The organism is Pseudomonas sp. TMB3-21 (assembly GCF_054898145.1).
In genome coordinates this window covers 1,709,074-1,727,460 of sequence record NZ_CM142718.1, presented here as the reverse complement: position 1 = coordinate 1,727,460, position 18,387 = coordinate 1,709,074, and the positions used below count along the sequence as shown (strand labels likewise).

Genomic DNA, 18,387 nt, shown 5'->3' with positions numbered 1-18,387 from the left:
CAGAAACGGTCAGATCAGTCAGCAAGTGCGGCTTTCTGCAGTTCGAAGATTTCAGTCATGCCTTTCTTCGCCAGTTCCAGCATGGCATTGAGGTCTTCCGGCTGGAACGGAGCGCCTTCGGCAGTGCCCTGAACCTCGATGAAGCCACCTGCACTGGTCATCACCACGTTCAGGTCGGTTTCGGCAGCCGAGTCTTCCAGATAATCGAGGTCGAGCACCGGCTCCCCCTGATACATGCCGACAGAAACGGCAGCGATCATCTGCTTGAGCGGGTCGCCCCCTTTGAGGCCGCCACGCTTCTTGATCACCTTCAAGGCATCAACCAGGGCAACCATGGCACCGGTGATGGAAGCGGTGCGCGTGCCGCCATCGGCTTGAATCACGTCGCAATCAACGTACAGGGTCACGTCGCCGAGCTTGGACATGTCCAGCGCAGCACGCAGGGACCGACCGATCAGACGCTGGATTTCCAGGGTGCGCCCGCCTTGCTTGCCACGGCTGGCCTCACGCTGGTTACGCTCACCGGTCGCGCGCGGCAACATGCCGTATTCAGCGGTCAACCAGCCCTGGCCCTGGCCTTTGAGGAAACGCGGCACGCCGTTCTCGACACTGACCGTGCAGATGACTTTGGTATCACCGAACTCGACCAGTACAGACCCCTCGGCGTGTTTGGTGTAGTTGCGGGTAATGCGGATCGAGCGGAGCTGATCGGCAGCGCGACCACTTGGACGTTTCATAGGGAACACCTGTACGGAGGACGGAAAACTGCCGAGCATTATAGAGCCGTGCGCCACAACTGGGCACTTCTAAAAAATCCGCCCGACGACTGAAAGCCCTGAATAGAGCATAGCCGACGGCTTGCATGCGTTTGTCACAGCGTGTGTTTGGGGGCATCCGCCCCACTGCGCTACAATCCTGCGCCTTTGCTGCCTGTCGGCTTTCATTCACAGAAAGCAGGTCCGCGATCCCTTGGGTCAGCGTCGACCTGCATTGCGAGGTACCTCCATGGTGCACAGCATGACCGCCTTCGCCCGCGTCGAAAAAGCGGGCACTCAAGGCACGCTGAGCTGGGAACTGCGCTCGGTCAATAGCCGTTACCTGGAGCCGCACCTGCGCCTGCCGGAGTCGTTCCGCGACCTCGAAGGCGCAGTTCGCGAAGCGCTGCGCCAAGGCATTTCCCGGGGCAAGCTCGAATGCACCCTGCGCTTCACTGAAGAAAACACCGACAAACCATTGCAAGTGGACCAGGCGCGCGCCGCGCAATTGGTGGCGGCGGCAGAAACCATCGCCGGTTTGATCAAAAACCCGGCCGCGCTGAACCCGCTGGAAGTCCTGGCCTGGCCCGGCGTACTGGTCGGTGACGCCACCGATCCGCAAGCGTTGAATGCCCAGGCGCTGGGCTTGTTCAACGAAGGCCTGAAAGAACTCAAGGCCGGCCGAGAACGTGAAGGCGCGGAGCTGGCGCGATTGATCAACGATCGCCTGACCTCGATCGAAGAAGACGTGGTGACGTTGCGTACGCTCGTCCCGCAGATGCTTGCCACCCAACGCCAGAAAGTCCTCGACCGCTTTGCCGATATGAAAGCCGAGATGGACCCGCAGCGTCTGGAACAGGAAATGGTCATGCTCGCTCAAAAGAGCGACGTCGCCGAAGAACTGGACCGCCTGAGCACCCACATCATCGAAGTCCGCCGAGTACTCAAATCCGGCGGCGCGGCCGGTCGGCGCCTCGACTTCCTGATGCAGGAGCTCAACCGCGAAGCCAACACACTGGGCTCCAAAGCCTTCGACCCGCGCAGCACCCAAGCGGCGGTCAACCTCAAAGTGTTGATCGAGCAGATGCGCGAACAAGTACAGAATATTGAGTAAGGCAACCCGACATGACCCACAGCACCGGCACCCTGTACATCATTTCCGCCCCTTCAGGCGCGGGCAAGAGCAGCCTGGTCAAGGCCCTGACCGACGCTGATCAGGAGATCCGCGTCTCGGTCTCCCACACCACCCGCGCCATGCGTCCGGGTGAAGTGAACGGCGTGAACTATCACTTCGTCGAACGCGGCGAGTTCGTGAAGATGATGGAACACGGGGATTTCCTCGAGCGCGCCGAAGTCTTCGGCAATCTCTATGGCACCTCGCAAAGTCACCTGCAGCAAACACTGGATGAAGGTCACGACCTGATTCTGGAGATCGACTGGCAAGGCGCCGAGCAAGTGCGCAAGCTGATGCCGCAAGCCCGTTCGATCTTCATTCTGCCGCCGTCCCTGCAGGCCTTGCACCAGCGCCTGACCAACCGCGGTCAGGACAGCGACGAAATCATTGACGGACGGATGCGTGAAGCCGTCAGCGAAATGAGCCATTACGTCGACTATGACTACCTGATCATCAACGATGATTTCGCACACGCATTGCGTGATTTGCAGGCGATTTTCCGTGCCAATCAATTGCATCAGAAGCGCCAGCAACAGCGTAACGGCAAACTTTTGGCTGAATTGCTCGGCTGACCGGGGCTTCCCAAAACCGCTGCAAGGGCTTTACATTGGCGCTTGCAGCGCGTTGAAGGGTCTGGTCAAAAAATCAGCGCTTCCCTAATCGCTGGTGATTTTTTAAACTGTTCAGTCCGCTCGCCCAACCGGGCAGCGCGCATATTGCATTCGCTCCGAGGAATACCATGGCCCGCGTAACCGTTGAAGACTGCCTAGAACACGTGGAAAACCGCTTTGAGCTGGTCATGCTCTCTACCAAGCGTGCCCGTCAACTGGCCACCGGCGGCAAAGAGCCATTGGTCCCAGTAGAAAACGACAAGCCTACCGTTGTCGCCCTGCGCGAAATCGCCGAAGGCCTGATGAGCTACGAGTTCATCGCCAATGCTGAAATCGTCGAAGACGAACCGCTGTTCGCAGCGTTCGAGGACGAGTCCAACGAGGCCGTCTAAGCCTATGCCTGGTCGACGTAGCACGGCGCGGGGTCACAATGAACGGCAGGAGTCATCATGCCGAGCATAGACGCCCTCGCCGATCGCTTATCGACCTACCTCGGCAACGACCAGGTCAACCTGGTCCGCCGAGCGTACTTTTACGCCGAACAAGCCCACGACGGCCAACGCCGCCGTAGCGGTGAGGCGTACGTCACGCATCCTCTTGCCGTGGCGAATATTCTTGCCGACATGCACATGGACCATCAGAGCCTGATGGCTGCGATGCTGCATGACGTGATCGAAGACACCGGTATCGCCAAGGAAGCGCTGCAAGCGCAGTTCGGCGAAACCGTGGCCGAACTGGTCGACGGGGTCAGCAAACTGACCCAGATGAACTTCGAGACCAAAGCCGAAGCCCAAGCGGAAAACTTCCAGAAAATGGCCATGGCCATGGCGCGCGACATTCGCGTGATCCTGGTCAAGCTTGCCGACCGCCTGCACAACATGCGCACGCTGGAAGTCCTGTCCGGCGAAAAGCGCCGGCGAATCGCCAAGGAAACCCTGGAAATCTATGCGCCCATCGCCAATCGGCTGGGCATGCACGCCATTCGCATAGAATTCGAAGACCTCGGCTTCAAGGCCATGCACCCGATGCGTTCCGCGCGCATCAACCAGGCGGTCAAACGCGCCCGGGGCAATCGCAAGGAAATCGTCAACAAGATCGAAGAATCCCTCAGCCACTGCCTCGCCATCGACGGCATCCAGGGCGAGGTCAGCGGTCGTCAGAAACACCTCTACGGCATCTACAAGAAAATGCGCGGCAAGCGTCGGGCCTTCAACGAGATCATGGACGTCTACGCGTTCCGGATCATCGTCGACAAGGTCGATACCTGCTACCGCGTGCTGGGTGCTGTGCATAATTTGTACAAACCGTTGCCGGGGCGCTTCAAGGATTACATCGCCATTCCCAAGGCCAACGGCTACCAGTCGCTGCACACCACGTTGTTCGGCATGCACGGTGTTCCGATCGAAATTCAGATCCGTACCCGTGAAATGGAAGAGATGGCCAATAACGGCATCGCCGCCCATTGGCTGTACAAATCCAGCGGTGACGAACAGCCTAAAGGCACGCATGCCCGCGCCCGTCAGTGGGTCAAAGGCGTACTGGAAATGCAGCAGCGCGCCGGCAACTCGCTGGAATTCATCGAAAGCGTGAAGATCGACCTGTTCCCGGACGAGGTCTACGTGTTCACGCCCAAAGGCCGGATCATGGAGCTGCCCAAAGGCTCAACAGCAGTCGACTTCGCTTACGCGGTGCACACCGATGTCGGCAATAGCTGCATTGCCTGCCGGATCAATCGACGTCTCGCGCCGCTGTCCGAACCGCTGCAAAGCGGCTCCACGGTCGAGATCGTCAGCGCACCCGGCGCGCGACCTAATCCGGCGTGGCTCAATTTTGTGGTCACCGGCAAGGCGCGAACGCACATCCGCCATGCCTTGAAGCTGCAGCGCCGCTCTGAATCCATCAGCCTCGGCGAACGCCTGCTGAACAAGGTGCTCAACGGCTTCGACAGCGCCCTGGACAAAATCCCGGCCGAGCGCGTCAAGGCGATGCTCGCCGAGTACCGTCTGGAGCTCATTGAAGACCTGCTCGAAGACATCGGCCTGGGCAATCGCATGGCTTATGTCGTTGCCCGCCGCCTGCTCGGCGAAGGCGAACAGTTGCCCGGCGCCGAAGGCCCGCTGGCCATTCGCGGCACCGAGGGCCTGGTGCTCAGCTACGCCAAATGTTGTACGCCGATCCCGGGCGATCCGATTGTCGGTCACTTGTCGGCGGGCAAAGGCATGGTTGTGCACCTGGACAATTGCCGCAACATCAGTGAAATCCGTCATAACCCGGAGAAATGCATCCAGCTTTCGTGGGCCAAGGACGTCACTGGCGAATTCAATGTCGAGCTGCGTGTCGAGCTGGAGCACCAGCGCGGCCTGATCGCCTTGCTGGCCAGCAGTGTCAACGCCGCCGACGGCAACATCGAGAAGATCAGCATGGACGAACGCGATGGCCGCATCAGCGTGGTCCAACTGGTCGTCAGCGTGCATGATCGCGTGCACCTGGCCCGCGTGATCAAGAAACTGCGCGCACTGACCGGGGTGATTCGCATCACCCGCATGCGCGCCTAAGCCACCATTTTTAAGGAGTCATTCATGACCAAGACCGTTATCACCAGCGACAAGGCCCCGGCCGCCATCGGCACTTATTCCCAGGCGATCAAGGCTGGCAACACCGTGTACATGTCGGGCCAGATCCCGCTGGACCCGAAAACCATGGAACTGGTTGAGGGCTTCGAAGCCCAGGTCGTCCAGGTGTTCGAGAACCTCAAGTCCGTGGCTGAAGCTGCTGGCGGTTCGTTCAAGGACATCGTCAAACTGAACATCTTCCTGATCGATCTGAGCCACTTCGCCAAGGTCAACGAGATCATGGGCAAGTACTTCGAGCAGCCATACCCTGCCCGCGCCGCCATCGGTGTCGCTGCCCTGCCAAAGGGTTCGCAGGTTGAAATGGATGCCATTCTGGTCATCGAGTAATGCGTCCGGCGCAGTCCCAGGGCTGCGCCGTCGATGTAGGCAAAGAAGCGTTCTGAAAGGATTCCACCATGCGCCAAGCGCTAGTTCTCTCACTGGTCGCCCTGTTTCTGGGCGGTTGTGCCAGCGATCCTGCCGATCGTGATATCAGCGGCACCTGGATCAATCAGGTGGCGATCGATGCAGCATCCAAAGGCGCCCCCTTGCGCGAAGCGCTTCAGGCTTATGGCCCGAACTTGGAATGGGACGTCAACACCAAGGCCGCCCAGGCCCGCTACACCAATGGTTTTGAAAACGTCGACGGCAAGCTGCTGGGCGAAGAGTCCGGCGCCTGGAAAGTCGATTTTTATGGCAGCTCTGGCAGTGAGCTCAAGCGTGACGGCAAGCAACTGACCCAGGCCGCCAGCGAGAATGAGCCCGAGCAGGTTTTCGACCGCGCGCAAATTCCGGCACCCGACGGTGCGCCTCTGGGGGCGACCTTCGAACGAGCGCTGTATACCGCGTACATGGGCGGCAGCTGGAAAGTCATCAGCGGCCCGGGCATCGGCAATACCGTGCAGTTTCAACCCGACGGCCAGGTCGCCGGTTTGCCAGGGGCAGATCGCTACGCACTTTGCCTGGCCGGCGATTGCGCATCGATGAGCAGCGGCAATGACAACCTGTGGCTGCAATTGAACGGTCAGGGCAATGCCTGGATCTTCAATCGCAAGGGCAAAGAGCTGGAGATTCTGCAAGCGGTGAACACTGCGCAGGCGGACGAGATGCCATCGTTCACGCCGGGCGAGCGCAAGTGGTTGCTGGAGAAGCAGTAACCCGGGCTAAAGGTTGACGCAAGACCAATGTAGGAGCCGGCTTGCTGGCGATAGCGGCGCATCCGGCAACAATCATGTTGGATGTCACGCCGTAATCGCCAGCAAGCCGGCTCCTACAGTTGTATAGCGTGTTCGGGAGTCAGCAGCGCCCTTCAAGTATCGCGGCATACCCTTCGCGATAACTTGGATACGTCGGTTTCCAGCCCAAGGCCTTTGCCCGCGCGTTACTGCAGCGCTTGCTCCCGGCCCGACGTACGCTCGCATCGTCAGCCCAGTCAGTCACACCCAGATATTCGCGCAACCAGCCCACCACTTCCGCCAGCGGTGCAGGCGCATCGTCGACACCGATATAAACGTCGTCGAGCACCTCGCCACGGCGATCCGCTTCAAGCAGATACGCCATCAAACCCGCCGCGTCGTCGGCGTGAATGCGATTGCCATACAGCGGCGGATCGGTCGCCACGCGATAACCGTGACGAACTTGCGTCAGTAGCCATTCGCGGCCCGGACCATAGATACCGGTCAAACGCACGATACTTGCGGGAATACCGCTGTCGAGCGCTACTTGCTCCGCCTCAAGCATCAGTCGGCCTGAATAACCGCTGCCCGGCAGCGCCGGCGAGGTTTCGTCGACCCAATCGCCGTCTTGCTGACCGTACACACTGCTGCTGGAAACGAACAGCAGGCGAGTGGGCACCTGGCCGTAGTCGTCCAGCCAACTCAGCACATGCTGCAAACCTTGCACATAAGCAGCGCGATAGCCTGCTTCGTCGTGATCGGTGGCGGCTGCGCAATACACCAGGTAATCCACTGCGCCCACCGGCCAGGTGGCGGGGCAGTCTTCGTTGAACAAGTCGCCGGCGACACCGATGACGCCTGCCGGCAAACGTGAAACGTCCCGGCGCAAGCCATGAACTTCCCATCCCAAAGCCAGCAATTGCGTGGCCAGACGGCTGCCGACATCACCGCAGCCGGCGATCAAAACAGAAGGCGCAGACATCCAGAAACTCCTATCGGAAAGCGACAGACTAGCGCCGGCAATGGACGAGCGGCTAGCAAAGAAGTAAAAAAAGTTACTGTATTACTTTTGTTAACAAGAATTACTTGCAATAATGCCCGCCACTTTTGTTCTCGGCCTTCGAGGCCTGGAAGAACATTTACCCTCTTTTTCTCTCAGGTCCGGCCAGCATGACACGCAATCAATTCCTCGCTTCGCCAACCAAACGACCTCGCGCATGGCGCGCTGTGGCCGCCCTGCTACTCGGCCTGATGCTGGCGCCCACCGCCGCATTCGCCGATGCCCAGGCGCCAGCCACTCCCGCGACCCAAGCCGCTCCATCGCCTGCACCCGCTGATCAAGCCGCTCCGGTCGTGACTCCGGTGGCCGCCGACCCGGCACAAGCCGTGGACGCCCCTGCTGAAGACGCACCCGAAGTACTCGAAGCCGACAACACCCTGGGCATGGCCCACGACCTGTCACCTTGGGGCATGTACCAGAACGCCGACATCATCGTGAAGATCGTGATGATCGGTCTGGCCATCGCCTCGATCATCACCTGGACGATCTGGATCGCCAAAGGCTTCGAGCTGATGGGCGCCAAGCGTCGTCTGCGCAATGAAATCGTCCACCTGAAAAAAGCCACCACGCTCAAGGAAGCCAGCGCTTCGGCAACCAAGCCGGGGACTCTGGCCAACCTGTTGGTACACGACGCGCTCGAAGAAATGCGCCTGTCGGCCAACAGCCGCGAAAAAGAAGGCATCAAGGAACGCGTCAGCTTCCGCCTGGAGCGACTGGTTGCTGCCTGCGGCCGCAACATGAGCAGCGGCACCGGCGTGCTGGCAACCATCGGATCCACTGCGCCGTTTGTGGGCCTGTTCGGTACCGTGTGGGGCATCATGAACAGCTTTATCGGCATCGCCAAAACCCAGACCACCAACCTCGCCGTCGTAGCACCGGGCATCGCCGAAGCCTTGCTGGCCACTGCGTTGGGTCTGGTCGCTGCGATTCCAGCGGTGGTGATCTACAACGTGTTTGCCCGCTCCATTGCCGGTTACAAGGCTCAGGTGTCGGATGCGTCGGCGGAAGTCCTGCTGCTGGTCAGCCGTGATCTCGATCACCTGCCGACTGCCGAGCGTTCCTCGCAACCGCATGTGGCCAAAGTAGGGTAATCAGCCATGGGCTTGCATCTCAAAGAAGGCGCAGACGACGATCTGGCCGAGAACCACGAAATCAACGTCACGCCGTTCATTGACGTGATGCTGGTGCTGTTGATCATTTTCATGGTCGCCGCGCCATTGGCCACTGTGGACATCAAGGTCGACCTGCCCGCCTCCACCGCCAAACCGGCGCCACGGCCAGAGAATCCGGTGTTCCTCAGCGTCAAGGCCGATCAACGCCTGTTCCTCGGCGAAGACGAAGTGAAGGCCGAAACACTCGGCGCCACGCTGGACGCCCGCACCAAAGGCAAGAAAGACACGACGATCTTCTTCCAGGCCGATAAGGGCGTGGACTACGGCGACCTGATGAGCGTGATGGATGCCTTGCGCGCCGCCGGCTACCTGAAAGTCGGCCTGGTCGGACTCGAGACGGCAGCCAAGAAATGATCACGACGCGCCAAAAGCTGACGCGTTACAGCGGGAGCCTGGCCGTGGTGCTGGGCGTCCATGCGCTGGCCATTGCGTTGGCGTTGAACTGGTCGTCGCAGCCGCCCATCGAACTGCCTCCGCAGGCGATGATGGTTGAGCTGGCGCCGGTTCCTGCCCCGCCACCGCCTGCACCGCCCAAGGTGATCACGCCGCCACAGCCGCCGACGCCGGTGGAAGAGCTGCCGATGCCCAAGCTTGCTGAAGCGCCGAAGGCCGAGATTGCCGTGCCCAAGCCTAAACCCAAGCCGAAGCCAAAGCCGCAACCGCCCAAGCCCGTGGAGAAAAAACCCGAGCCGCCGAAGGAAAAGCCCACCGAGGAAAAACCGAGCGACGCGCAACCGACCCAGGCACCGACAGATAAATCCGCACAACCGGCACCCGGCCCGTCGCCAGCGCAGCAAGCAGCCAAGGCCAGTTGGCAAGGCACCCTGCTCGCTCACTTGGCCAAGTACAAAAAGTACCCGGCGAGTGCTCAGTCGCGCGGCAAGGAAGGGCTGAACCGTCTGCGCTTTGTGGTGGACGCTGAGGGCAACGTGTTGTCGTTCGAACTGGTGGGCCGCTCCGGCAACGCCGATCTGGACCGGGCGACCCTGGAAATGATCAAGCGTGCACAACCGCTGCCCAAGCCTCCGGCCGACATGCTGAACAATGGCTCGATCGAAATCGTGGCACCGTTTGTGTATTCCCTGGAAAAACGCCGACGCTAATCCATCGCCGAGCAAATGTGGGAGCGGGCTTGCTCGCGAAAACGGTGTATCAGTCGACAAGGATGCTGGATGTAACGCCCCCTTCGCGAGCAAGCCGCTCTCACAGGAATACCAAGCGCAATACCCTAAAAGGCACCGAAAGGTGCCTTTTGCATTTCCACCCCTGGCAAACACGCATTGCCCGGTGTCACTCACCTCTCTCAGTCTGATAACGTGCGTCTATCGATTGCAGCCGTTATGCTTGGCTCGCATCTTCACGGACGTTCGCCATGACCCTTACAGAATTACGCTACATCGTTACCCTCGCCCAAGAGCAGCATTTCGGCCATGCGGCCGAGCGTTGCCACGTCAGTCAGCCGACCCTGTCGGTGGGCGTGAAAAAGCTTGAAGACGAACTCGGTGTGCTGATTTTCGAGCGCAGCAAGAGCGCCGTACGCCTGACGCCGGTTGGCGAAGGCATCGTGGCTCAGGCGCAAAAAGTCCTGGAGCAAGCCCAAGGGATCCGCGAACTGGCGCAGGCTGGCAAAAACCAGCTGACGGCCCCGCTGAAAGTCGGCGCGATCTACACGGTCGGCCCGTATTTGTTTCCGCATCTGATCCCGCAGCTGCACCGCGTGGCTCCGCAGATGCCGCTGTACATCGAAGAAAACTTCACCCACGTGCTGCGCGACAAGCTGCGCAACGGCGAGCTGGACGCGATCATCATCGCCCTGCCGTTCAACGAAGCCGACGTGTTGACCCTGCAGCTCTACGACGAGCCGTTCTACGTGCTGATGCCGGCTCAACACCCGTGGACGCAAAAAAAATCAATCGACGCCAGCCTGCTCAACGACAAAAGCCTGTTGCTGCTGGGCGAAGGCCACTGCTTCCGCGATCAGGTGTTGGAAGCCTGCCCGACGCTGACCAAAGGCAACGACGGCGCCAAACACACCACGGTGGAATCCAGCTCGCTGGAAACCATTCGCCACATGGTCGCCTCCGGCCTGGGCATCTCGATCCTGCCGCTCTCGGCCGTCGACAGCCACCATTACGCCCCCGGCGTGATCGAAGTGCGTCCGCTGACGCCGCCGGTGCCGTTTCGCACAGTGGCCATCGCCTGGCGCGCGAGCTTCCCGCGCCCCAAAGCCATTGAAATCCTCGCTGACTCGATACGCCTGTGCTCGGTGGCCAAGCCGCCAGCGCCGGTGGCCGGTTAAGCAACAGCCATGACCGAGTTGTCGCAAGTGTCGGTGACGGCGCTCAAGGGTGTCGGTGAAGCCATGGCCGAGAAACTGGCCAAGGTCGGCCTGGAGAATCTTCAGGACGTACTGTTCCATCTGCCCTTGCGTTATCAGGACCGCACGCGTGTGGTCCCGATCGGTCATCTGCGCCCAGGTCAGGATGCCGTGATCGAAGGCACCGTCAGCGGCGCCGATGTAGTCATGGGCCGCCGCCGCAGCCTGGTCGTGCGATTGCAGGACGGCACCGGCGGGCTCAGCCTGCGCTTCTACCATTTCAGCAACGCGCAGAAGGAAGGCCTCAAGCGCGGCACGCGGATTCGCTGTTACGGCGAAGCGCGGCCCGGTGCGTCGGGGCTGGAAATCTATCACCCGGAATACCGCGCCATCACCGGTGACGAACCACCGCCGGTGGACGAAACGCTGACGCCGGTCTATCCGCTGACAGAGGGCCTGACCCAGCAACGCTTGCGCCAGCTGTGCACGCAGACGCTGACGATGCTCGGCCCGACCAGCCTTCCCGACTGGCTGCCGATCGAGCTGGCACGGGACTATCAACTGGCGCCGCTGGCCGACGCGATCCGCTATTTGCATCATCCGCCAGCGGATGCCGATGTCGACGAACTCGCGCTCGGTCATCATTGGGCGCAGCACCGGTTGGCTTTCGAAGAGCTGCTGACGCATCAGCTGTCCCAGCAACGCTTGCGCGAAAGCATGCGCTCGCTGCGCGCGCCGGCGATGCCCCACGCCACCCGGCTGCCGCCCAAATACCTGGCTAACCTGGGCTTCGCACCGACCGGCGCTCAACAGCGCGTCGGCAACGAAATCGCCTATGACCTGAGCCAGCACGAGCCGATGCTGCGGTTGATTCAGGGCGACGTTGGCGCCGGTAAAACCGTGGTCGCCGCCCTTGCCGCGTTGCAGGCGCTGGAAGCGGGTTATCAGGTAGCCTTGATGGCGCCTACCGAGATTCTTGCCGAACAGCACTTCATCACCTTCAAGCGCTGGCTCGAACCGCTGGGTATCGAAGTCGCATGGCTGGCCGGCAAGCTCAAGGGCAAGAACCGCGTCGCCGCTCTGGAGCAGATTGCCAGCGGCACACCGATGGTGGTCGGCACGCATGCGTTGTTTCAGGACGAAGTGAAATTCAAGAACCTCGCGCTGGTGATCATCGACGAGCAGCACCGCTTTGGCGTGCAACAGCGCCTGGCGCTGCGGCAGAAAGGCGTCGGCGGACGGATGTGTCCGCATCAATTGATCATGACCGCCACGCCGATTCCGCGCACGCTGGCCATGAGCGCCTATGCCGATCTCGACACCTCGATTCTCGATGAGCTGCCCCCTGGGCGTACGCCCGTCAACACCGTGCTGGTCACCGATACACGTCGCGTTGAAGTCATCGAACGTGTGCGTGGCGCCTGTGCCGAGGGGCGTCAGGCCTACTGGGTCTGCACGCTGATCGAAGAGTCGGAAGAGCTGACCTGCCAAGCCGCCGAAACCACTTATGAAGACCTTACCGCTGCACTCGGCGAGTTGAAGGTTGGCTTGATCCACGGTCGCATGAAGCCGGTGGAAAAAGCCGCCGTCATGGCCGAATTCAAGGCCGGCAACCTGCAGTTGCTGGTGGCTACCACGGTGATTGAAGTCGGTGTCGACGTGCCTAACGCCAGCTTGATGATCATCGAAAACCCCGAACGTCTCGGTTTGGCGCAACTGCACCAGTTGCGTGGACGGGTCGGTCGAGGCAGCGCTGCCAGCCATTGCGTGCTGCTTTATCATCCGCCGCTGTCGCAGATCGGTCGTCAGCGTTTGGGCATCATGCGCGAAACCAACGACGGCTTTGTCATCGCCGAGAAAGACCTCGAGCTGCGCGGCCCCGGCGAAATGCTCGGCACGCGTCAGACCGGTCTGCTTCAATTCAAGGTCGCCGACCTGATGCGTGACGCCGATCTGCTTCCCGCGGTGCGCGACGCTGCCCAGGCGTTACTCGAGCGCTGGCCTGACCACGTCAGCCCATTGCTCGACCGCTGGCTGCGTCATGGGCAGCAATACGGACAAGTGTGAGCACGGTCGCAGTTTCTGGACCATGCCGTTAAACAAGCTGGTTATACTCCGACAACTGTTTGAATACGGACACAGACTAATGACTGACGCTGCCCTCGCCCCCGAAACCCCGCATGCTCCGTCTGTTATTCGGATGCTGCTCGACAAGCTGGGCATCGTTTATGAAGAAGTCCTCGACCACCACGGTCTGAACGCCTCGCGCAAAGTGCAGGCAGTCTTGCTCGACGACGCCGTGGGATCACTGATGATCCTGTTCCCGCAAAGCCAGTTGCTCGACCTCAATCGCCTCACTGAACTGACTGGTCGGCGCCTCACGGCAGTGTCCACCGAGCGACTGGAAAAAATGCTCGGCAAACACAACCTGAGCTTGCTGCCGGGCCTGCCAGCACTGACCAGTTCGCCGTGTCTCTATGAAGAAAGCCTGCTGCGCGAGCCGAAGTTGCTGATCAACTCGGGCGAGCCGGGCGTGTTGCTGGAAATCTCCAGCGAAGCGTTCAAGTCGATGCTGACCAAAGCCAGCGCCGCCAACTTCGGCGAGAATCTGACCAGCATCCGCCCGAACCTCGATCGCCCCGACGATGATGGCAAGGAAATTACCCAGGCCGTTCAAGCGTTCACCGCGCGACGCATTCAGCAACGCCTCGAAGCGACGATCGAAATTCCGCCACTGGCCGAGACGGCGCAGAAGATCATCAAGCTGCGCGTCGACCCTAACGCGACCATCGACGACATCACCGGCGTGGTGGAAACCGACCCGGCCTTGGCCGCACAAGTGGTCAGTTGGGCCGCGTCACCGTATTACGCTTCGCCAGGCAAGATTCGTTCGGTAGAAGATGCGATCGTGCGGGTGCTGGGCTTCGACCTGGTGATCAACCTTGCGTTGGGCCTGGCCCTGGGTAAAACCATGAGCCTGCCCAAAGATCACCCGCAACACGCCACACCGTACTGGCATCAGTCGATCTACACCGCCGCCGTCATCGAAGGGCTGACCCGCGCCATGCCCCGCGCGCAACGTCCGGAAGCCGGTCTGACTTACCTCGCCGGCCTGCTGCATAACTTCGGTTACTTGCTGCTGGCCCACGTGTTCCCGCCGCACTTCTCGCTGATCTGCCGTCACCTGGAGGTCAACCCGCATCTGTGCCACAGCTACGTCGAGCAACACTTGCTGGGCATTAGCCGCGAACAGATCGGCTCATGGTTGATGCGCTACTGGGACATGCCCGAAGAACTGGCCACCGCGCTGCGCTTCCAGCACGACCCAAGCTACGATGGAGCATTCGCCGAATATCCGAATCTGGTGTGCCTGGCAGTACGCCTGCTGCGCAGCCGCAACGTCGGCTCCGGCCCGGATGAAGACATTCCCGACGCCCTACTGGAGCGCCTGGGCCTGACGCGGGACAAGGCCAATGACGTCGTCAACAAGGTGCTTGAGGCTGAAGTCTTGCTGCGCGAATTGGCTTCGCAGTTCACCCAGCCCTGAAGCATTCGCGGGCAAGCCTCTCCGGTGGGAGCAAGGCTTGCCCGCGAAAAACCCACTTCGGTCTGCCTGATTACTACGAACCCTGTGGCGAGGGTACTTGTCGGACGCCGCATCGCACCGCTGGGCTGCGAAGCGGCCCTGAAGTCGAAGACGGTGTTGGTTTTGGCGTACAGTGTTTGCTGGTTGCGTCTGCTCCGCAGTCGAACGGGAACAAGTCCCCTCGCCACAGGGTTAACCATTGACCTCAGGCCTTAGGTTTGGCCTTGCGCGGCTTCAAATACTTGGTCAACCCCTGAAACCAGATCACCAGCGCCGGGTTGCCCTTGATCTGAATCGACGTGTCCTGAATCCCCGTCATGAACGCCAGCTGCTTGTTCTTCGCCTGCATCGTGGCGAAGCCATACGCCGCATCCTTGAATGCGATCGCGAACGCTGGCTCGGGGAACACGCCCGATTTGCTGGTGATGCGCTGACTCTTCACAAAGAAATGCCGCGCGACTTTCCCGTCCAGGGTTTGAAGCTGGAAGACTAATTCCTTATCACCCAACTGCTGCTGAAATGCAGGATTAGTCCGACTGGCCTTACCCATCAGCAAACCCAGCATCCACAGAAGAAAACGAAATTTCATGCGTGCAGCCTCAAGAAGAAATGAACGGCGGGCGGCAGTGTAGCGGCTTAAATGAGTGGCGGCACTATCGACTCGTATTTGAAGAAGATCGAATGGTTTTTGCTGTCAATGACTGCCAAGTCAGTTTGCAACTGATGATTGCCAGTCTCTGTCGGCGATCATTAAGTAGCTCCAGAAACTATCGCACCAACGTCAACTCACCATCGCGATACAGCACCTCACATCCCAGCCACGCGACATCGACGTGAGGCAGTACCGCCGAAGGTTTGCGCAACTCGCGCAGCAATGTCGAACCGTGGGACAAGCGCCCGCCCATGCGCGCAATCACCGCCCGCGCATTTTGGTAATGCGCGTGGCGTCCTGGGTCGAGCGTGTCTTCGAGCAAAATGTCGTCGCCGAGAATGCCTTGCACCTGGCCCGGATAAATCATGAAACCGGTGGCCTGCTCGGTGCCCTCACGGCCGTCCTGCCAGAAGCTACCGGCGCGGGTTCGAATGTCTGGATGCGGCGCAAACCAATGCGCCCGGTCGGCCATCGGCATCGCGTGGTGTAGACGGAAGAACACCCGCATCAGGTTGTCGCGGTACCACTCGCGCACTTGCAGGTAATAACCGCGCAGGCCCGGCAGCCCGGTCGAATGGGCCAAACGGACAAGGCCCGACCACTGGGGAAATGCCTGTAATGTCAGATCCGTCAGGGCCGGGCGCGGCGTGGCGGGATCGGTTTCCCAAGGCAGTCGATGCGGGCTGTTTTCGAGGTCGTCGTAAGCCGTAGGTGGTCGGCCGAGAAAGTCGCCGCCACTGCTAGCCAACGCGGTGGCGATGCACAGGTTGCCTTGCACGACGAAGACATAGAACCGCGTGAACCAATCCGCCAGCTTTTGGCCATTGGCACCTTGAGCGATCAGCCCGGCCAGTTCTTCGTCAAAGCGGCGCAACTGCTTTTCCAGCGTGAGCAAATGCCCTCGCGCGATGCGTTGCATGCGTAGGAACAGTGGCAAAGAACGCATCAGACGTAGCGGTCGCCAAGGCAGCGGCGGCGTCGCTCCGCCCACCTCACCGGCGTAACTGCTAGCGGAGACACCCCAGTCGGCCAGCCGCGCAAGAAACAGATCATTGTTGATGTACGACGCGCCGCCGAACACTGCGGTGAACGGCTCGTTATCCTGCAATACACGCGAATCCCAACGCGCCATGATCGCCGGAATACTGGCCGCCGCACGCCGTTGTGCGTATTCGACAAAAGCGCTTGGCTGCGGCGGCAGGATCTCGGCGATGTTGGCGGCCGTCAGGTGACGACGCCAGCCGTAGTCGCTGATCGGCCGGTATTGCAACAGCCACAATTGTTTACCGTCCCAGGCCCATTCAACGTCGCCGGCCACGTAGTGAAAAACCCGCAGAACGTTTTGCAGAAAGCGCCACAGTACGTCAGCGGTCAAACCGTTAGAAGGCTTGAAAGTGTCGCTGCTCCACGCGCCGCCAAGTCGGGAAATAACCGCCCGCTCAGGACTCACCTGACCATCGGCCAGAGACTCGAGATGCCCTTCCACCCATTCCAGTTCCACCGACAGGTGACGCACAAAAGCGATGCCGGACAGCTGAGGCGTGATGAAGCGCTGCACGACCACCTCTTCAACGCCCGCCGCGCACAATTGGGCAATGCGCGCCGGCACGTTGTGAGTGGGTTCACGCAGGAACGTCGTGCTCAGACCGGCATTCGCCGCATCGGCCTGATCCTCGCCGTAACTCGAGGAACGCACCGCCCATGTAGCGTTCGGTTGGCTCACAAGGAACGCCGGCAAACGTGAATCATCACACTCATTGAGTGACAGCGCTGGCGGCACCGCGACCCCAGCCAAGGTAGCCAGACGCAACCGACCACCTTTGGTATGAGCGACGAACCCGCGCTCGCCCGACTCCAGCCACTCGGCAAATTCCGCTGGCGAGTCGATCCACGGGTAATGCCCCCAACCGGTTTTCAGGCTGACGCTCAGATCAGCGCGGGCCAGAATGGCCGACCATGCCGCGGCCTGTTCGATGCCCAGCACATTGTCCTGATCACCCCATACCAGCTCTATGGGATCGGTGATCCACTCCAGCAATGGCAACGCGGTTTCAGCGCGCACCAAGTCCCAGTACGGCACAAACGCGCGACAACGTGCGTACCCGGCGCCCATGCGCTGATACTGCGCAGGCGTCCAGGTCTGGTTGGAAAACTTGTGCGCAAACAGCGCGGGTTTGTTCGACAGCAGCCAGTGAATGGTCTTGCGAATCGGCAGCGGCGACATCAACGCCGGCAGACGCCTCTGCCACAGGAAAGCCCCCACCGGCGCCAACAGAACACTGCGGCAAAAGTGTCCGGGCTGGCGTTGCAGTGCATGCAACACCAGCAACGCGTTGACCCCGACCGCAATAATCGCGCTGCCTTTGACCGTCGCCGTCAGCAACGCCTGGGCGTAAGCGCTGAGGTCTTCGCACGGGGCTTGCGGATTGTTGCCGAAACCTGGCAGCTCGAGTGGCACCACCTGACAGCGCTGAAAATGCGGCAACGCATCATCCCACCACTCGGCGGTGCCACCGTTGCCGGCCAGCAGGTACATCAGAGGCTTGCTCATGGGTGGTCCTCAGGCAGGATCGCGAAGGTGCTTCAAGGCGTTGCCGACTCGCTCGGCGTGTTGTTAGGCAAGAGTGCGCGACGGTCATGGCAGTAGAGCCAGATCAGCGGCGGCAGCAGGGTGAGCAGCGCCAGGCTGTCGACCCACAGGTGCGACCAGACGCGAGCCTGAGCGGAGATCCACATGTCTTGCGGAGCCCACAGCACGATGCCGGCAATCAACCAGCCCCACGCCATGGGACTTCTCAGTCGATGGCCGATGCGCACGAGGGCGAGCATGTAGAGGGAGAAGCTCTGCAGCGTGGCGCCAAAAATCGCGACCCACCAGACCTGTTGGGCACGGGCGGTGACGGGTGCGGCGTCGGTTGCCCAGAAGGCTTGTTCGATGGTCAGCAAGTAGCCATCGAGCAATCCCGAATGGCCCGCCCAGGTCAACACAAGGCCGACGAGCAGATGCACCATGGCGGCGGCATACAGCCAAACCACGAGCGCGGAGCGAAGGGTGTTCGAGGGGACTGGCATTCCGTGTCCTGAGGTCTTCCTGGGAGGGGGCAAGTCTAAAGGAAAATGGGGGGTTGGGTGATTAATCGCGGGGGTGGGTTTGCTGATGATCTTTCGACCGGCAGCTGTCGCGTTTAAAACGCTGGCTCATCTGCTGAAAGTGGCTGCGATGGCCTCGGACGTTTCCTTCAAGACGCGGCGCTGTTCGTGAACTAGGCAACG

The 18,387-nt window shown here is 60.7% G+C and carries 17 protein-coding genes; 12 read left to right on the top strand and 5 right to left on the bottom strand.

All coding sequences use genetic code 11. The features are described from left to right. Positions 1-14: 14 nt before the first annotated feature. Positions 15-737, bottom strand: a complete 723-nt coding sequence (rph, locus tag ACYZTS_RS07950) for a ribonuclease PH (RefSeq protein ID WP_028622403.1) — start codon at positions 735-737, stop codon at positions 15-17. Positions 738-1,005: 268 nt separating this feature from the next. Between rph and ACYZTS_RS07945 the strand changes: the two genes are divergently transcribed. From ACYZTS_RS07945 to ACYZTS_RS07920, 6 genes are all read left to right on the top strand, one after another. Beyond that, positions 1,006-1,869, top strand: a complete 864-nt coding sequence (locus ACYZTS_RS07945; protein ID WP_028622404.1) for a YicC/YloC family endoribonuclease — start codon at positions 1,006-1,008, stop codon at positions 1,867-1,869. 11 nt (positions 1,870-1,880) lie between these two features. Further along, complete coding sequence (gene gmk, locus ACYZTS_RS07940; protein WP_028622405.1) at positions 1,881-2,501, top strand: guanylate kinase; 621 nt, start codon at positions 1,881-1,883, stop codon at positions 2,499-2,501. A 167-nt stretch (positions 2,502-2,668) separates the two neighbouring features. Then, positions 2,669-2,932: a DNA-directed RNA polymerase subunit omega gene (gene rpoZ, locus ACYZTS_RS07935; RefSeq protein WP_028622406.1), complete on the top strand. Its 264-nt coding sequence runs from the start codon at positions 2,669-2,671 to the stop codon at positions 2,930-2,932. 57 nt (positions 2,933-2,989) lie between these two features. Beyond that, the gene (spoT, locus tag ACYZTS_RS07930) at positions 2,990-5,095 is read left to right on the top strand and encodes a bifunctional GTP diphosphokinase/guanosine-3',5'-bis pyrophosphate 3'-pyrophosphohydrolase (protein ID WP_028622407.1); all 2,106 of its coding nucleotides are present in this window, start codon (positions 2,990-2,992) and stop codon (positions 5,093-5,095) included. Between the two features lie 24 nt (positions 5,096-5,119). Continuing rightward, entirely contained in the window at positions 5,120-5,500 is a 381-nt protein-coding gene (locus ACYZTS_RS07925) for a RidA family protein (protein WP_028622408.1), read from the top strand. A 68-nt stretch (positions 5,501-5,568) separates the two neighbouring features. Further along, the gene (locus ACYZTS_RS07920) at positions 5,569-6,309 is read left to right on the top strand and encodes a hypothetical protein (RefSeq protein ID WP_028622409.1); all 741 of its coding nucleotides are present in this window, start codon (positions 5,569-5,571) and stop codon (positions 6,307-6,309) included. Between the two features lie 139 nt (positions 6,310-6,448). Here the strand turns inward: ACYZTS_RS07920 and ACYZTS_RS07915 are convergent, their stop codons facing one another. Next, positions 6,449-7,309 (bottom strand): SDR family oxidoreductase, encoded by an 861-nt coding sequence (locus tag ACYZTS_RS07915; RefSeq protein ID WP_461995184.1) that lies wholly within the window; start codon positions 7,307-7,309, stop codon positions 6,449-6,451. Between the two features lie 188 nt (positions 7,310-7,497). Here ACYZTS_RS07915 and exbB point away from each other — a divergent pair, with 188 nt between their 5' ends. From exbB to ACYZTS_RS07885, 6 genes are all read left to right on the top strand, one after another. Next, entirely contained in the window at positions 7,498-8,478 is a 981-nt protein-coding gene (exbB, locus tag ACYZTS_RS07910; protein ID WP_461995182.1) for a tonB-system energizer ExbB, read from the top strand. A gap of 6 nt (positions 8,479-8,484) precedes the next feature. Continuing rightward, positions 8,485-8,913 (top strand): TonB system transport protein ExbD, encoded by a 429-nt coding sequence (gene exbD, locus ACYZTS_RS07905; RefSeq protein ID WP_461995180.1) that lies wholly within the window; start codon positions 8,485-8,487, stop codon positions 8,911-8,913. Then, a complete protein-coding gene (locus tag ACYZTS_RS07900) occupies positions 8,910-9,662 on the top strand; it encodes an energy transducer TonB family protein (RefSeq protein ID WP_028622413.1) in 753 nt (250 codons plus the stop codon). The genes exbD and ACYZTS_RS07900 overlap by 4 nt, the downstream gene beginning before the upstream one ends. A 269-nt stretch (positions 9,663-9,931) precedes the next feature. Beyond that, complete coding sequence (locus tag ACYZTS_RS07895; protein WP_028622414.1) at positions 9,932-10,858, top strand: hydrogen peroxide-inducible genes activator; 927 nt, start codon at positions 9,932-9,934, stop codon at positions 10,856-10,858. A 9-nt stretch (positions 10,859-10,867) separates the two neighbouring features. Beyond that, on the top strand, positions 10,868-12,943 hold the full coding sequence (gene recG, locus ACYZTS_RS07890) for an ATP-dependent DNA helicase RecG (protein ID WP_461995177.1): 2,076 nt from the start codon (positions 10,868-10,870) through the stop codon (positions 12,941-12,943). 79 nt (positions 12,944-13,022) lie between these two features. Continuing rightward, the gene (locus ACYZTS_RS07885; RefSeq protein ID WP_461995175.1) at positions 13,023-14,423 is read left to right on the top strand and encodes an aminoacyl-tRNA deacylase and HDOD domain-containing protein; all 1,401 of its coding nucleotides are present in this window, start codon (positions 13,023-13,025) and stop codon (positions 14,421-14,423) included. 244 nt (positions 14,424-14,667) lie between these two features. On the opposite strand, the gene ACYZTS_RS07880 is transcribed toward ACYZTS_RS07885, so the two are convergent. The 3 genes from ACYZTS_RS07880 to ACYZTS_RS07870 all read right to left on the bottom strand — a co-directional run bounded on the left by ACYZTS_RS07880 (position 14,668) and on the right by ACYZTS_RS07870 (position 18,186). Next, entirely contained in the window at positions 14,668-15,051 is a 384-nt protein-coding gene (locus ACYZTS_RS07880) for a helicase (protein ID WP_461995173.1), read from the bottom strand. A gap of 178 nt (positions 15,052-15,229) precedes the next feature. After that, positions 15,230-17,665: an alpha/beta hydrolase gene (locus ACYZTS_RS07875; protein WP_461995172.1), complete on the bottom strand. Its 2,436-nt coding sequence runs from the start codon at positions 17,663-17,665 to the stop codon at positions 15,230-15,232. A 32-nt stretch (positions 17,666-17,697) separates the two neighbouring features. Beyond that, positions 17,698-18,186, bottom strand: a complete 489-nt coding sequence (locus ACYZTS_RS07870; RefSeq protein ID WP_461995170.1) for a cell division protein — start codon at positions 18,184-18,186, stop codon at positions 17,698-17,700. Between the last annotated feature and the right edge of the window lie 201 nt (positions 18,187-18,387).

Excerpts from the sequence above, each read along its gene's own strand:
- rph (WP_028622403.1), bottom strand. The coding sequence starts at position 737 with ATGAAACGTCCAAGTGGTCGCGCTGCCGATCAGCTCCGCTCGATCCGC.
- ACYZTS_RS07945 (WP_028622404.1), top strand. The coding sequence starts at position 1,006 with ATGGTGCACAGCATGACCGCCTTCGCCCGCGTCGAAAAAGCGGGCACT.
- gmk (WP_028622405.1), top strand. The coding sequence starts at position 1,881 with ATGACCCACAGCACCGGCACCCTGTACATCATTTCCGCCCCTTCAGGC.
- rpoZ (WP_028622406.1), top strand. The coding sequence starts at position 2,669 with ATGGCCCGCGTAACCGTTGAAGACTGCCTAGAACACGTGGAAAACCGC.
- spoT (WP_028622407.1), top strand. The coding sequence starts at position 2,990 with ATGCCGAGCATAGACGCCCTCGCCGATCGCTTATCGACCTACCTCGGC.
- ACYZTS_RS07925 (WP_028622408.1), top strand. The coding sequence starts at position 5,120 with ATGACCAAGACCGTTATCACCAGCGACAAGGCCCCGGCCGCCATCGGC.
- ACYZTS_RS07920 (WP_028622409.1), top strand. The coding sequence starts at position 5,569 with ATGCGCCAAGCGCTAGTTCTCTCACTGGTCGCCCTGTTTCTGGGCGGT.
- ACYZTS_RS07915 (WP_461995184.1), bottom strand. The coding sequence starts at position 7,309 with ATGTCTGCGCCTTCTGTTTTGATCGCCGGCTGCGGTGATGTCGGCAGC.
- exbB (WP_461995182.1), top strand. The coding sequence starts at position 7,498 with ATGACACGCAATCAATTCCTCGCTTCGCCAACCAAACGACCTCGCGCA.
- exbD (WP_461995180.1), top strand. The coding sequence starts at position 8,485 with ATGGGCTTGCATCTCAAAGAAGGCGCAGACGACGATCTGGCCGAGAAC.
- ACYZTS_RS07900 (WP_028622413.1), top strand. The coding sequence starts at position 8,910 with ATGATCACGACGCGCCAAAAGCTGACGCGTTACAGCGGGAGCCTGGCC.
- ACYZTS_RS07895 (WP_028622414.1), top strand. The coding sequence starts at position 9,932 with ATGACCCTTACAGAATTACGCTACATCGTTACCCTCGCCCAAGAGCAG.
- recG (WP_461995177.1), top strand. The coding sequence starts at position 10,868 with ATGACCGAGTTGTCGCAAGTGTCGGTGACGGCGCTCAAGGGTGTCGGT.
- ACYZTS_RS07885 (WP_461995175.1), top strand. The coding sequence starts at position 13,023 with ATGACTGACGCTGCCCTCGCCCCCGAAACCCCGCATGCTCCGTCTGTT.
- ACYZTS_RS07880 (WP_461995173.1), bottom strand. The coding sequence starts at position 15,051 with ATGAAATTTCGTTTTCTTCTGTGGATGCTGGGTTTGCTGATGGGTAAG.
- ACYZTS_RS07875 (WP_461995172.1), bottom strand. The coding sequence starts at position 17,665 with ATGAGCAAGCCTCTGATGTACCTGCTGGCCGGCAACGGTGGCACCGCC.
- ACYZTS_RS07870 (WP_461995170.1), bottom strand. The coding sequence starts at position 18,186 with ATGCCAGTCCCCTCGAACACCCTTCGCTCCGCGCTCGTGGTTTGGCTG.